A 13,236-nucleotide genomic window follows, 5' to 3' on the forward strand; every position below is an offset into this window, starting at 1 on the left:
CGGTTGTACGCCGATACACCGTGCTTATTGTCAGCGCCATGATCAGGCTCGGAATGCTCTGCCTCCATGGCCAAATGGCGTATGGCGTATGGCGTATGGCGTATGGCGTCGAATGCCATACGCCCCCCACTGTAGGAGCAATTGTCTTTTGGGCTCCCGCGTCCGCGGGAATGACGGTGTTATGCACCACTCTTCTCACGAGTCATCCCCGCGAACGCGGGACGCGGCTCCATCGCGAACAGCGCTTGCGCTGGCCCGAAGGGGTATCACCCAGAAACAATGCAAAAGCGGGCCATGCCCTCGAATCGCGCGCATGGCCCGCGCCTACAGGAGGCGCGGCATGGTGATCAGTTGCGGAACTGGAACTGCAGCTCTGCGCCGCGGATATCCGAGTGCCAGCTCTCATCGCTGGGCTCGCGCTCGTTGTGTTCGCGCTGGATCAACCGCCCCCCTACCTGGAACGGGCTCTGGCCGGACTTTTCAACGAACATCGGCGGCAACAGCGGCTTCTCTTCCAGTTCCGGTACCGGCTTGTCCGGTTGCAACTGTTGCACCAGGTCCTTGGGTAGGCGCAGGTCCAGTTTCACGGGTGGCAGCGGCTGCTTGACGACGGGATCGAGCGCCGCCTTCTTTGCCGCCCGCGCCTTCGGCTCGGTCTTGTCCCCGTGTTCAGACTCGGATTTCGACTTGGTGGGCGCTTTCGCTTCAGGCTTGGTCGCCGCTTCCACGGCTGGCGCCTTGGCGGATGCTACCGGCTCGGCCGCAGCCGGTGCCGCTTCCGACTCGCGCGGCTGCTCAGCCGACGGCTTCGGCGCCGGCGTGGAGGCAGGCGCCGGCTCGCCTGCGGACTGCGCGGGCGACGGGCTCGGAGCCTTGTCCTTGTGCTCGTCGCCACAGGCGGCAAGCAAGAGGGTCAGGCAGGCGGCAAGAAGGATTCGGCTGGGTGTCATGATCGTGCAGGCGGAAAAAAACGCGCAATGCTGGCGCGAGTCGAGCGCTATGGCAAGAGGCCAGTTACCACAAGGTTTTACCGTTACCCCAGGAGCCTGTCAGAGGCCGCCCTTCGGCGGCCTGTCATCAGTCAAGGCTTGGGTGGCAAGGCGTTCAGCGCGGCGTCGATATCCAGCTTCGGGAATTGCCGTTGCAAGGCCTGGCGCAGCTCGCGAGCGTCAGCCTCCCGCCCTTGCTGCTGTAGTGCACGCAGGCGCAGCAGACTGGCCTGGGGTTCTTCCGGGGCCAGTGCATCGGCCATCCGGGCCGCTGGCGCGGCCTCTTCCGCCAACGCGCCGGCCACCTTCGCTGCGGGTGGCGCCGCAGACGGCCGTTCGGTGACGGACTCGACCTTGCGCTTGGCCTCCGCCGGCTCGGCGGCGAGCGGCGCAGCGGGAGCCATGGCCGGTGCCGGTGCTGGCGCCGCACGCATCATCGCCGGGGCGACGGGGGCATCGAACCGCTCGGGGGCTTCATCGAAACTGCGCAGGGTCAGGCTCAAGCCGATACCCAGGGTCGCCAGACCAGCCACGGCAACGCCCCAGCGCTGGCGGCTGCCGGTGCCCAGCAGCCAGTGGCGCAAGCGTTCGCCGAAGCTGGGCTTCTGCTCCTGAACAGCGGCGCGAGCGGCGGCCAGGATGCGCGCGTCCAGCTGCGCCGACGGCTGCTCATCGCTGTGCCGGCGGTAGTGCTCGAGCAGCTGCTGCTCGTGCGGATCGCGGTTCATGGGCTCACCTCCTCGGTCGCCGCCGGGTCGGACAGCAACCGGCGCAATTTCTGCAACGCGTAGCGCAGCCGGCTCTTCACCGTTTCGGCCGGGGTACGCGTCAGCTCGGCAATCTCGTTGAGTTCCAGGTCGCCGTGGGCGCGTAGCAGGAACACCTCGCGCTGCTCCTCCGGCAGCGCCTCCAGTGCGCCCTGCAGGCGCTGCTGGTCGCGGCTGAGGAACAGTTCGCGCTCAGGGTCTTCGCCCTCGCCGGGCAGCGCGTCGCCGTGCAGCTGTTCCTCGAAGCTCTCCTGGCGCCCCTGGTGCCGGCCCAGCTTGCGCCAGTGGTCGATCAGCCGGTTGCGGCCAATCTGGTACAGCCAGGTCTTGAAGCTGGCCGCGCCCGGCTGGCTGTCACTGCGGACCAGGCTCAGCCAGGTTTCCTGGAACACCTCTTCGGCCAGGCCGTGGTCGCCGCACAGACCGCAGAGGAAACGGAACAGGCCGAGGCGATGGCGAGCATAGAGCTCGGCAAAGGCCTCGGCGTCGCCTTGTCGGTAACGCCGCAGCAGCGCGGCGTCGTTTTCATCCTTGAGGGATATCTTCAACTCTCTCGATCCGTAGCGGTGCGGGTGTCGGCTGGCGCTGCGCCAGCGACCGAGTATCGCCGATGCTGCCGGCGCCGGTGTAGCGCCGTGGCTGGCGGGCACGAGTTCGGGCGTGGCGAGTGGCACGGCGGCGGCCTCGTCGAGGGATCAGTACCCTTGGACGAGACGACACAGGTAAACGGGTTAACCGTCGATAAGCATTGATGTAGGAGCGGACTCCGTCCGCGATAGGTCCGCATCGCGCCGGATACCATCGCGGACAAAGTCCGCTCCTACGAATCAGGCCGCGATCAGCCCTTCCTGGCACAACTGGCAGGCCAGCATGCCGAGGGTCATGATCGCCCGCTCCGCCTCGCGGTCCCACGGAATGCCGCAGGTCAGGCGCAGGCAGTTGTTGAACTGCTCGGTGTTACTGAAGATCAGCCCCGGTGCGATGCTGATGCCCTGCTCCAGCGCGCGCACGTGCAGCTCCTTGGTGTTCACCTTGGCCGGCAGGCTGACCCAGAGGATGAAGCCGCCCTTGGGCCGGGTCATCTGCGTGCCTTCGGGGAAGTACTGCTGCACCGCCAGCTGGTAGGCGGTCATGTTCTTGCGGTACTCCTGGCGGATGTAGCGCAGGTGCCGGTCGTAGCCGCCGTTCTCCAGGTAGGCCGCCACGCCCATCTGGGTGACGGTGCACGCCGAATGGGTGGTGAAGGTCTGCAGGCGGCGGATTTCTTCCTGGTAGCGCTCGGTGATGATCCAGCCGATACGCACGCCGGGGGAAATGGTCTTGGAGAAACTGGAGCAGTACACCACCCGGCCATCACGGTCGTGGGCCTTGAGTGCCTTGGTCTGCCCCTGGTCGAACATCAGCTCGCCGTAGATGTCGTCCTCGATCACCCCGATGTTGTGCTCGGCGGTGAGCTTGAGCAGCTGCTTCTGGCGCTCCTCCGGGATGGTGCCGCCCAGCGGGTTGCTCAGGCGCGGGGTCAGCACCAGCGCCTTGATCGACCACTGGTTGGCGGCCAGCTGCAGGGCCTCCAGGCTGATCCCGGTGAGCGGGTCGCTGGGAATCTCGATGACCTTGAGGCCCAGGATATCGGCCAGTTGCAGCAGGCCGTAGTAACTCGGCGATTCGGTGGCGATCAGGTCTCCCGGACGGGTCATCACCCGCAGCGCCATGTGGATGGCATCCACGCAGCCATGGGTGATGGTCACCTGGGTCGGATCGACCACCACGCCGGCATCGCGCATGCGGATCGCCACCTGGCGGCGCAGCGGTTCGTAGCCGGGACTGAACATGTAGCTGAAGGCGCGCGGGCTGGAAAAGCGGGTGACCTTGGCCAACTGTTGGTGCAGCGCGCGGACCGGGAGGTAATCCACGTGCGGCACCGCGGCGCCCAGCGGGAACACGCCCTCGCGGCGCGCCTCGGCGAGCACCTGGTTGATGATGCTGCTGCGGGTGACCAGGCCAGGGCGCTCGACCCGGGCGATATCCGGGGTCGAAGCGGTCAGCGCTGGCGTGCGGTGCACGTAGTAGCCGGACTGCGGACGTGCGCGAATCAGCCCCTGGTCTTCGAGGGTGGCATAGGCCTGCAATACCGTGGCGTGGCTGACGTTGAGCTGGGTGCTCAGCTTGCGCACGGACGGCACGCGCTCGCCCGGCTGGTAGACACCACGACGGATGTCTTCGGCCAGTTGCTGGGCGATGCGCTGGTACAGAAGCAGATTGGACATGACGGCCATCCCTCGGTCATTGGACCGAAACAGTAGCTAAAAAGCCGCAACTGTTCCAGAACAGTGACAGGGATTGTGCGCGTTACAGTTCCCGCTTACCAGCGCCGCGTGTGGCGTGCTGCGTCAGACCTCGCCGAGCCAGTCCAGTACGCCAAAGGCGACCAGTTGGGCATCGCTGGTCAGGCCGAGCTTCTGCATGGCGTTGCGCTTGTGGGTACTGATGGTCGAGACGCTGCGGTTGGTGCGCTCGGCGATCTCGCCAACGGTGGCGCCATGGGCCAGGCGGCGGATGATGTCCATTTCGGTGGGGCTCAACGGCCGCCCGGTGTGGCGCGGCTGGCGCAGGGTCGGGTCGATGAAGGTGTCGCCACGGCGCACGCGCTGTATTGCATCGGTGAGCACGCTCAGGGCGCTGCGCTTGCAGACGTAGCCCAGCGCGCCGCACTTCACCACCGACGCCGCCATCAGCGGGGCGCCGAGCAGCGAGTACACCAGTATCTGCACATTGGGATAGTGACGGCGCAGCCATTCTATCAGGTGTACGCCATCGCGCCCCCGCTCGCCCGGCAAGGCCATCTCCATGATCAGCAGGTCGGTATCGGTCCATTCGCTCAAAGCAGTCAGCAGACTCTCCGTGTCGCTGACATAGGCGTTCACCTGAGCATCGCAGTGGTCGGCCAGAAAATGTTCCAGCCCCCAGCCAATCATCGGTTGGGGATCGGCCACGATTACGTTCAGGGTCTTTTTCTCGGACAGCATTTACGTCTCTCGCTGGTGGTTCCCCAGCATGGGGATTAGTCGCATGAGTTCATTTTCTCCAACGCCACCCTCGAACAAATTCGAGATAGCCATGCAAAAAGCCCCGGAGCGGGGCGCTCCGGGGCTTCATTTGCAACCCGATGTAACCGAGTGAAATCAGCGTTCGGCGCCCAACTGGCCTTTTTCGTCCGAGAAGACGATCTCGACCCGGCGATTCTGCGCGCGGCCCAGCGACGAGGCATTGTCCGAAACCGGATAGGTCTCGCCATACCCCTGCACCTGGATGCGCTTGGCGTCGATTCCCAGATCGGACAGTGCGTCGGCCACCGCCTGCGCGCGGTCCTTGGACAGTTGCAGGTTCTGCTCCCGGTCGCCGTTGCTGTCGGTATAGCCTTCGATGCGGAGCACCCGGCGCGGATTGAGCTGGAGGAACTGCACCACCTTGAGCACGGTGCGGTTGGCCGCGGGTTTGAGATCCGCCTCGCCGCTGTCGAACAGCACGTCACCCAGGGTCAGCACGAGGCCGCGCTCGGTTTCGTTGGTGGCCAGGCTGACCATCTGCTGCTCCAGCCACTTGTTCTGCTCCTGCACATTGAGCAGGCGAGCTTCACGCATGGCCAACTGCAGGCGCTCGCGCTCGAGCTGCTGCTTGGCCAGGCGCTCCTGGTTCAGCGCGTAGTTGCTGTGCTCGCGGGCGATCTCGCTATAGCGCTGACTCAGGTAGGCGTACTGCAGCACATCGTCGTTGCTGCCCCAGTAGCTGGACAGGCGCTCGGCACGCGCCAGCGACTCTCCGGCACGGATCACATCCTTTGGCGCGCTGCGCAGCACCGACGAGTCTTCCTTCACCGCCTGGAACTGGCTGCGCGCCTGTTCCAGGGATTTTTCGCTCAACTGGCTGTTGGCGCAGCCCGCCAGGGCGACCACGAAGCCCAGTGCCACGAAGCGCAACAGTTGCAGCGAAGTCATTGTGCTTCTCCCAACTGTTTACGCAGGCGATTGATGCTCTTGCTCTGATCGGCCAACTGATCCGCGCTCTTGCGCGTCAGCACCTTGGCCTCGGCGAGACGGGCATCGAGTTCGGCCTGCTCGGCAAGCTGCCGCGCCTTCTTGTTCGACGCCACCGCCAGAGCACCCTTGGCGGCCTGGTATTTGTCCTCGGCGAGCTTCAGCTCGGCTACGTCGTCCGTCGCGCCCACGGCCTTGGCCTGTTCCAGCGCCTGTTCGGTGAGGCGCATCTGCTCGGTGGGTGCCGGGTCATTCGTTGCACAACCGGCCAGGGCAATAAGAGCCAGACCGGCGGCCATCATCCGTCGATTGATCACGAAATCTGTTGTCCTACTGGGTGGGAGTGCTGGCGGGCTGCAACTGCTGCCCCTTCCAGCGGGCCAGGTTGTCCTGCAGCAGGCGCTGCGGGACTCCGGCGGCCGTCAATTCTGTCATTTTTTTCGCCAGTTGTCCGCGCAGCCACGGATCGTTGCAGGCCGAGTTGTGCGACAGGGTCAGGTACAACCCTTCGCTGGAGACCGGCGGCTCCAGCGGCTGCAGGTCGTCGACCATGCCGAGGGTAGCGGCCACCGCAAGGCCGGGATAGTGCTCATAGATCACATAATCGGAACGCTTGAGCAGCAGCTTCTGGAAGGCCTGGGTCAGGCTAGGCACCTCTTCCAGGGTCAGTTGCTGCTTGGCGAAGCTGTCGAATTGCGCACCGAAACTGTTGTTCACCAGCGTGCCGCCCTTCAGGCCGCGCAGATCCTCCCAGTGCGTAAAGGGGATGCTGGTGTCCTTGCGCGTCCAGACCACGCTGTCGGTCGTCAGGAAGGCCGGATGGACGTAGTCCATGGTCTCCATCCGCGCCGGAGTGAGGAAGGCGCCGGCGATCAGGTCGACGCGACCGAGCCGCGCCTCCTCCTGCGCCCGCGCCCAGGAGCCGGTATAAATCACCCGGATATCCACGCCGATGGCCTTGCCGATCTCTTCCAGCAGGTCGGCATTGGCGCCGATCAGGCGCTCGGGCTTCATCGGGTCGCGCCACAGATAGGGTGGGTATTCCGGGTTGCCGGTGGCGACCAGGCGCTCACACTTGCCTGCGGCAAAGCCGGCCAGGGACACTGAAAAGGTCGCCAGCAAAAGCGCTGCACGCAGCATTGTGGAGCATTGAGGCATCGTCAATCTCGCTCACCGGAAGTAAGAACAGTCATGCTTAGACCTGCAAAATGCTAGCGTAAATCACACCATCCCGATTTGGTAATAAGGACTTCTCATGAAGAAAGCCCTTCTGTTCCTTGTACTGCTGCTCGCCGCCACGGCGGGCGTGCTCTACGTCTTTCCCTCCACGCTGCTGGCTACCGCGCAGTTCGCCGAGAGCAGCCGCGCGGGCCTGAGCGAACGCAGCCTTGCCGTGGACAACCTCGACATCCGCTACTACGAGGGTGGCCCGGACAAGGCACAGACCGTTCTACTGGTCCACGGTTTCGGCGCCGACAAGAGCAACTGGCTGCGCTTCGCCCGCTTCCTCACCGATCGCTACCACGTCATCGCCCTGGACCTTCCGGGCTTCGGCGAAAGCAGTCGGCCCGCGAACATCAGCTACGACGTCGGCACCCAGGCCGAACGTCTGGCGGACTTCATGCGCGAACTGGGCATCGGCCGCTTCCATGTGGTCGGCAACTCCATGGGCGGGCACATCGCCGCCCTGCTCGCCGCACGCCACCCGAACGAGGTGCTGTCGGTCGGCCTGTTCGATAACGCCGGGATCGTGTCGCCTCATCAGAGCGAACTGTTCCAGCGCCTGAGCAAGGGTGAAGACAACCCGCTGGTGCTGCGCTCGGTAGACGACTTCCCCGCCCTGCTCGACTTCGTGTTCGTACAAAAACCGCCGATGCCCTCACGACTGGAACACTACCTGGCGGAGCGCTCGCTGGAGCGTAGCGCCTTCAACAACCGCGTTTTCCAGCAACTGCGCGAACGCTATATCCCGCTGGAACCGGAACTGCCGAAGATCACCGCGCCGACTCTGCTGCTGTGGGGTGATCGCGACCGGGTGCTGGACATCTCCAGCATCGATGTGATGAAACCGCTGTTGAAGAAACCCAGCGTAGCCATCCTCCGCGACTGCGGCCATGCGCCGATGATCGAGCGGCCGGAAGAAACCGCCCAGCTGTATCTGGACTTCCTCCGGCAGAGCCAGGCGCCAGCCACTGCGGCGAACTGAACGACCCGAAAAACAGAAACGGCGCCCAGGGCGCCGTTTCTGCTTGAGCCGAAGGTCCGGCACGCGGCCGGCCCTCTTCCTCAGAGCTGGATCAGATTGGGAATCTGCACGTCTGGATTGACGTCCTGCTCGTAGTCCACGCCGGCGATCTCGAAGCCGAACAGGCGCAGGAACTCGGTCTTGTAGCCGGTGAAGTCGGTCAGCTGGTACAGGTTCTCGTTGGTCACCTTGTCCCACAGGTTCTTCACGGTGTCCTGCACATCCGGCTGCAGTTCCTTGTAGTCGGCGCGCAGGCGGCCGTCGGCGTCCAGATGCGGTTCGGCGCCGTACAGGCTTTCGCGGAACAGGCCGTCGACCTGCTCGATGCAGCCTTCGTGGGTGCCCTTCTCCTTCATCACCTTGAACAACAGCGACAGGTACAGCGGCATCATCGGGATGGCCGAACTGGCCTGGGTGACCACGGCCTTCAGCACGGAAACACGGGCGTCGCCACCAGTAGCGGCCAGTTTCTCGCGAATGCCCAGGACTTTCTGGTCCAGGTCCTTCTTGGCGGCGCCGATGGAGCCGTTCCAGTACAGGTCGTGGGTGATCTCTTCGCCCAGGTAGGTGAAGGCGGTGGTCTTGGCGCCATCGGCCAGCACACCGGCTTCCTGCAGGGCGTCGATCCACATCTGCCAGTCTTCACCGCCCATCACCGCCACGGTGTTGGCGATTTCCTCGGCAGTGGCCGGCTCCATCACGCTTTCCTTGATCACTTCCTTGTCGGTGTCCAGACCACGGAAGTTGACGGTCTTGCCGACCGGCTTGAGCACGGAGTTGAAGACCTCGCCGGTCTTCGGGTGGGTGCGGCGCGGAGCAGCCAGGCTGTAGACCACCAGGTCGACCTTGCCCAGGTCCTGCTTGATGGTGTCGATGGTGACTTGCTTCACTTCATCGGAGAAGGCGTCGCCGTTGATGCTGCGCGCATACAGGCCCTTGGCCTTGGCGAACTTCTCGAAGGCAGCGGAGTTGTACCAGCCGGCGGTGCCCGCCTTGGTCTCGCTGCCCGGACGCTCGAAGAACACGCCCAGGGTGTCGGCGCCGGCGCCGAAGGCGGCGCTGATGCGCGCGGCCAGGCCGTAGCCGGTGGACGAACCGATCACCAGGACCTTCTTCGGACCGTTGGCGATGGGGCCATGCGCCTCGACGTACTCGATCTGTTCCTTGACGTTGGCTTCACAGCCGGTCGGGTGGGTAGTGACGCAGATGAAGCCACGCACGCGCGGTTTGATGATCATGAAAACCTCGGTAGCCAGGTGTCGTTTAAACACATTCAGGAACTGGAGACGTCGCGCATTGTAGATGAGACACCTTCGCCCGTGGACTTATCGGCGAAGATTCGTGACCAATGGGTCATCAGTGCCGCGAAATGACCATTTCCCGAGGAAAATCAGGGACCTGAAATGAAAGAACCCGCCACGAGGGCGGGTTCCTTCAACAAGCGGATCAGGCTCAGACGGCCTTTTCCAGCTCCGGTACGGCTTCGAACAGGTCAGCGACCAGGCCGTAGTCGGCAACCTGGAAGATCGGCGCCTCTTCGTCCTTGTTGATCGCAACGATGACCTTGGAGTCCTTCATGCCCGCCAGGTGCTGGATGGCACCGGAGATGCCGACCGCGATGTACAGCTGCGGTGCAACGATCTTGCCGGTCTGGCCGACCTGCATGTCGTTCGGCACGAAGCCGGCGTCGACCGCGGCGCGGGAAGCGCCGACCGCGGCGCCCAGCTTGTCGGCCAGGGCGTAGAGGATCTTGAAGTTGTCGCCGTTGCCCATGCCACGGCCGCCGGAAACGACGATCTTGGCAGCGGTCAGTTCCGGACGATCGGACTTGGCCAGTTCTTCGCCAACGAAGGCGGACTTGCCGGCATCGGCCGGGCCGGAAACCTGCTCGACAGCGGCGGAGCCACCTTCGGCAGCAACGGCGTCGAAGCCGGTGCCACGTACGGTGATGACCTTGACGGCAGCCGAGGACTGCACGGTAGCGATGGCGTTACCGGCATAGATCGGGCGCTTGAAGGTGTCAGCGCTGACGACTTCGATGATCTCGGAGATCTGGTCGACATCCAGCAGGGCGGCAACGCGCGGCAGGAAGTTCTTGCCGTTGGTGGTGGCCGGAGCCAGCACGTGGCTGTAGCCCTTGCCCAGCTCAGCGATCAGCGGAGCGACGTTTTCCGGCAGCTGGTGAGCGTAGGCGGCGTTGTCGGCGACCAGCACCTTGGATACGCCTGCGATCTTGGCAGCGGCTTCGGCCACGCCACCGACGTTCTGGCCAGCGACCAGGACGGCGATGTCACCACCGATCTTCTGCGCGGCAGCGACGGTGTTCAGGGTGGCAGCGCCCAGTGCGCCGTTGTTGTGCTCAGCGATTACCAGGATAGCCATCAGATTACTTTCGCCTCGTTCTTCAGTTTCTCGACCAGTTCGGCAACGGACTTGACCTTGACGCCAGCGCTACGGGCAGCCGGAGCTTCGACTTTCACGGTCTTCACGGTGGAAGCGGTGGAAACGCCCAGGGCGTCCGGGGTCACCACGTCCAGCGGCTTCTTCTTCGCCTTCATGATGTTCGGCAGCGACGCGTAGCGCGGCTCGTTCAGGCGCAGGTCGGTGGTGACGATCGCCGGCAGGTTCAGGGCAACGGTCTGCAGGCCGCCGTCGATTTCACGGGTGACATTGACCTTGTCGCCAGCGATTTCGACCTTGGAGGCGAAGGTGCCCTGAGCGTAGCCGGTCAGCGCAGCCAGCATCTGGCCGGTCTGGTTGTTGTCGCTGTCGATGGCCTGCTTGCCGAGGATGACCAGCTGCGGCTGCTCTTTGTCGACGAGGGCTTTCAGCGCCTTGGCGATGGCCAGGGAGCTCAGTTCTTCGTTGGATTCAACGAGGATGGCGCGATCGGCACCCAGAGCCAGCGCGGTACGCAGTTGCTCCTGGGCAGCGGTCGGGCCGACGGAGACCGCGACGATCTCGGTGACGACGCCTTTCTCTTTCAGGCGTACGGCCTCTTCCACGGCGATTTCGCAGAAGGGGTTCATGGACATCTTGACGTTGGCGAGATCGACGCCGGAGTTGTCCGCCTTGACGCGGACCTTGACGTTATAGTCAACCACTCGTTTGACAGCTACAAGAACCTTCATGGATTCCTCGTTTTCTCCGGTGAATAGGAATGTCGCCAGACAGGCCTGGCTGGTAGTGCACGCCATCTGCGACTACATCCAGCGCAACGCGACCGCAAAACCGCAGGTATCTTGACCGCATCGACCGGGCGGGTCAATACACGAAAATACCCCTTCATAAGCCGCGGACCCCGATTCTATCAGGGTTACGTGCGATTCAAACAAACGTTTGTATTGCTCTCGATAAAGGGTTTAGATATAGCAACAGGTCTAGCTATAATGCGCCCCGCTCTTACCGGGTGGGGGCACGCCCAACCCAATACCTACAAAATGCCCAGAGCCTTGATTCAGGAGAGATCGATAGTGGAACGCGAATTTATGGAATTCGACGTCGTCATCGTCGGCGCCGGCCCTGCCGGTCTGTCCGCCGCCTGCCGACTGAAGCAGAAGGCCGCCGACGCCGGTCAGGAAATCAGCGTCTGTGTGGTCGAGAAGGGTTCCGAAGTGGGCGCCCACATCCTCTCCGGCGCCGTGTTCGAACCGCGCGCGCTCAACGAGCTGTTCCCCAACTGGAAAGAGCTCGAAGCGCCGCTGAACACCCCGGTCAAGCGTGACGACATCTATGTACTGAAGAGCCCGGAAGCGGCGTCCAAGGTGCCGAACTTCTTCGTGCCCAAGACCATGCACAACGAAGGCAACTACATCATCTCCCTGGGCAACCTGTGCCGCTGGCTGGCCCAGCAGGCCGAAGGCCTGGGCGTCGAGATCTACCCGGGCTTCGCCGCCCAGGAAGCGCTGATCGACGAAAATGGCGTGGTGCGCGGCATCGTCACCGGTGACCTGGGCGTCGACCGCGAAGGCAATCCGAAAGAGGGTTACTACACCCCCGGCATGGAACTGCGCGCCAAGTACACCCTGTTCGCCGAAGGCTGCCGTGGCCACATCGGCAAGCAGCTGATCAAGAAGTACAAGCTCGACAGCGAAGCCGACGCCCAGCACTACGGCATCGGCATCAAGGAAATCTGGGACATCGACCCGTCCAAGCACGAGCAGGGCCTGGTGGTGCACACCGCCGGCTGGCCGCTGAACGACGAAAACCCGGGTGGTTCCTTCCTCTATCACCTGGAGAACAACCAGGTGGTGGTCGGCCTGATCATCGACCTGTCCTACACCAACCCGCACCTGTCGCCGTTCGACGAATTCCAGCGCTACAAGCACCACCCGGTGATCAAGCAGTACCTGGAAGGCGGCAAGCGCGTGGCCTACGGCGCTCGCGCCATCTGCAAGGGCGGCCTGAACTCGCTGCCGAAGATGGTCTTCCCGGGCGGCGCGCTGATCGGTTGCGACCTGGGCACCCTGAACTTCGCAAAGATCAAGGGCAGCCACACCGCCATGAAGTCCGGCATGCTGGCCGCCGAATCCGTGGCTGAAGCCCTGTTCGCCGGCCGCGAAGGCGGCGACGTGCTGAACAACTACGTCGATGCCTTCAAGGGCAGCTGGCTGTACGACGAGCTGTTCCGCAGCCGTAACTTCGGCGCGGCGATGCACAAGTTCGGCGCCATCGGTGGCGGTGCGTTCAACTTCATCGACCAGAACATCTTCGGCGGCAAGATCCCGTTCACCCTGCACGACACGACTCCGGACTACGCAACCCTGAAGAAGGCCAGCGAAGCGCCGAAGATCGACTACCCGAAGCCGGACGGCAAGATCAGCTTCGACAAGCTCTCCTCGGTGTTCCTCTCCAACACCAACCACGAGGAAGACCAGCCGATCCACCTGAAGCTGACCGACCCGAGCGTCCCGGTACAGAAGAACCTGCCGCTCTACGACGAGCCTGCGCAGCGTTACTGCCCGGCCGGCGTGTACGAAGTGGTGAGCAACGACGACGGTAGCAAGCGCTTCCAGATCAACGCGCAGAACTGCGTGCACTGCAAGACCTGCGACATCAAGGACCCGGCCCAGAACATCACCTGGGTGGCACCGGAAGGTACCGGCGGTCCGAACTACCCCAACATGTAATGCGTTGGCGGTAACGAAAAAAGGCTCCCATTCGGGAGCCTTTTTTTTGCACCAATCCGGGAACAGAGAGCG

13 protein-coding genes are annotated in these 13,236 nt (G+C 63.7%); 2 read left to right on the forward strand and 11 right to left on the reverse strand.

All coding sequences use genetic code 11. The features are described 5' to 3' along the window. Positions 1-347 precede the first annotated feature (347 nt). From GA645_RS18925 to GA645_RS18960, 8 genes are all read right to left on the reverse strand, one after another. Entirely contained in the window at positions 348-950 is a 603-nt protein-coding gene (locus GA645_RS18925) for a translation initiation factor 2 (RefSeq protein WP_152224515.1), read from the reverse strand. 131 nt (positions 951-1,081) lie between these two features. Beyond that, positions 1,082-1,717, reverse strand: a complete 636-nt coding sequence (locus GA645_RS18930; protein WP_152224516.1) for a hypothetical protein — start codon at positions 1,715-1,717, stop codon at positions 1,082-1,084. Continuing rightward, positions 1,714-2,304, reverse strand: a complete 591-nt coding sequence (locus GA645_RS18935) for an RNA polymerase sigma factor (protein ID WP_152228201.1) — start codon at positions 2,302-2,304, stop codon at positions 1,714-1,716. The genes GA645_RS18930 and GA645_RS18935 overlap by 4 nt, the downstream gene beginning before the upstream one ends. Positions 2,305-2,583: 279 nt before the next feature. Next, a complete protein-coding gene (locus GA645_RS18940; protein WP_152224517.1) occupies positions 2,584-4,023 on the reverse strand; it encodes a PLP-dependent aminotransferase family protein in 1,440 nt (479 codons plus the stop codon). 123 nt (positions 4,024-4,146) lie between these two features. Then, entirely contained in the window at positions 4,147-4,782 is a 636-nt protein-coding gene (locus GA645_RS18945) for a response regulator transcription factor (RefSeq protein WP_152224518.1), read from the reverse strand. A 156-nt stretch (positions 4,783-4,938) separates the two neighbouring features. Then, the gene (locus tag GA645_RS18950) at positions 4,939-5,751 is read right to left on the reverse strand and encodes an OmpA family protein (protein ID WP_152224519.1); all 813 of its coding nucleotides are present in this window, start codon (positions 5,749-5,751) and stop codon (positions 4,939-4,941) included. Continuing rightward, positions 5,748-6,092: a DUF4398 domain-containing protein gene (locus tag GA645_RS18955; protein WP_372239811.1), complete on the reverse strand. Its 345-nt coding sequence runs from the start codon at positions 6,090-6,092 to the stop codon at positions 5,748-5,750. Before GA645_RS18955 ends, GA645_RS18950 begins: the two co-directional genes overlap by 4 nt. 28 nt (positions 6,093-6,120) lie before the next feature. Further along, positions 6,121-6,948 (reverse strand): ABC transporter substrate-binding protein, encoded by an 828-nt coding sequence (locus GA645_RS18960; RefSeq protein ID WP_152224521.1) that lies wholly within the window; start codon positions 6,946-6,948, stop codon positions 6,121-6,123. Positions 6,949-7,045: 97 nt separating this feature from the next. Between GA645_RS18960 and GA645_RS18965 the strand changes: the two genes are divergently transcribed. After that, complete coding sequence (locus GA645_RS18965; RefSeq protein WP_152224522.1) at positions 7,046-7,996, forward strand: alpha/beta fold hydrolase; 951 nt, start codon at positions 7,046-7,048, stop codon at positions 7,994-7,996. Between the two features lie 80 nt (positions 7,997-8,076). On the opposite strand, the gene fabV is transcribed toward GA645_RS18965, so the two are convergent. The 3 genes from fabV to GA645_RS18980 all read right to left on the reverse strand — a co-directional run bounded on the left by fabV (position 8,077) and on the right by GA645_RS18980 (position 11,166). Continuing rightward, positions 8,077-9,273 (reverse strand): enoyl-ACP reductase FabV, encoded by a 1,197-nt coding sequence (gene fabV / locus GA645_RS18970; RefSeq protein WP_152224523.1) that lies wholly within the window; start codon positions 9,271-9,273, stop codon positions 8,077-8,079. 214 nt (positions 9,274-9,487) lie between these two features. Beyond that, a complete protein-coding gene (locus tag GA645_RS18975) occupies positions 9,488-10,417 on the reverse strand; it encodes an electron transfer flavoprotein subunit alpha/FixB family protein (RefSeq protein WP_152224524.1) in 930 nt (309 codons plus the stop codon). Continuing rightward, a complete protein-coding gene (locus GA645_RS18980) occupies positions 10,417-11,166 on the reverse strand; it encodes an electron transfer flavoprotein subunit beta/FixA family protein (RefSeq protein ID WP_152224525.1) in 750 nt (249 codons plus the stop codon). Before GA645_RS18980 ends, GA645_RS18975 begins: the two co-directional genes overlap by 1 nt. Before the next feature lie 342 nt (positions 11,167-11,508). On the opposite strand from GA645_RS18980, the gene GA645_RS18985 reads away from it, so the two are divergent. After that, a complete protein-coding gene (locus GA645_RS18985) occupies positions 11,509-13,164 on the forward strand; it encodes an electron transfer flavoprotein-ubiquinone oxidoreductase (RefSeq protein WP_256675970.1) in 1,656 nt (551 codons plus the stop codon). Positions 13,165-13,236 lie beyond the last annotated feature (72 nt).

This window comes from Pseudomonas sp. SCB32 (genome assembly GCF_009189165.1).
In the GTDB taxonomy this organism is placed as follows: Bacteria; Pseudomonadota; Gammaproteobacteria; order Pseudomonadales; family Pseudomonadaceae; genus Pseudomonas.

Coding starts and splice junctions, on each gene's coding strand:
- GA645_RS18925 (WP_152224515.1), bottom strand. CDS start 950: ATGACACCCAGCCGAATCCTTCTTGCCGCCTGCCTGACCCTCTTGCTT.
- GA645_RS18930 (WP_152224516.1), bottom strand. CDS start 1,717: ATGAACCGCGATCCGCACGAGCAGCAGCTGCTCGAGCACTACCGCCGG.
- GA645_RS18940 (WP_152224517.1), bottom strand. CDS start 4,023: ATGTCCAATCTGCTTCTGTACCAGCGCATCGCCCAGCAACTGGCCGAA.
- GA645_RS18945 (WP_152224518.1), bottom strand. CDS start 4,782: ATGCTGTCCGAGAAAAAGACCCTGAACGTAATCGTGGCCGATCCCCAA.
- GA645_RS18950 (WP_152224519.1), bottom strand. CDS start 5,751: ATGACTTCGCTGCAACTGTTGCGCTTCGTGGCACTGGGCTTCGTGGTC.
- GA645_RS18955 (WP_372239811.1), bottom strand. CDS start 6,092: ATGATGGCCGCCGGTCTGGCTCTTATTGCCCTGGCCGGTTGTGCAACG.
- GA645_RS18960 (WP_152224521.1), bottom strand. CDS start 6,948: ATGCCTCAATGCTCCACAATGCTGCGTGCAGCGCTTTTGCTGGCGACC.
- GA645_RS18965 (WP_152224522.1), top strand. CDS start 7,046: ATGAAGAAAGCCCTTCTGTTCCTTGTACTGCTGCTCGCCGCCACGGCG.
- fabV (WP_152224523.1), bottom strand. CDS start 9,273: ATGATCATCAAACCGCGCGTGCGTGGCTTCATCTGCGTCACTACCCAC.
- GA645_RS18975 (WP_152224524.1), bottom strand. CDS start 10,417: ATGGCTATCCTGGTAATCGCTGAGCACAACAACGGCGCACTGGGCGCT.
- GA645_RS18980 (WP_152224525.1), bottom strand. CDS start 11,166: ATGAAGGTTCTTGTAGCTGTCAAACGAGTGGTTGACTATAACGTCAAG.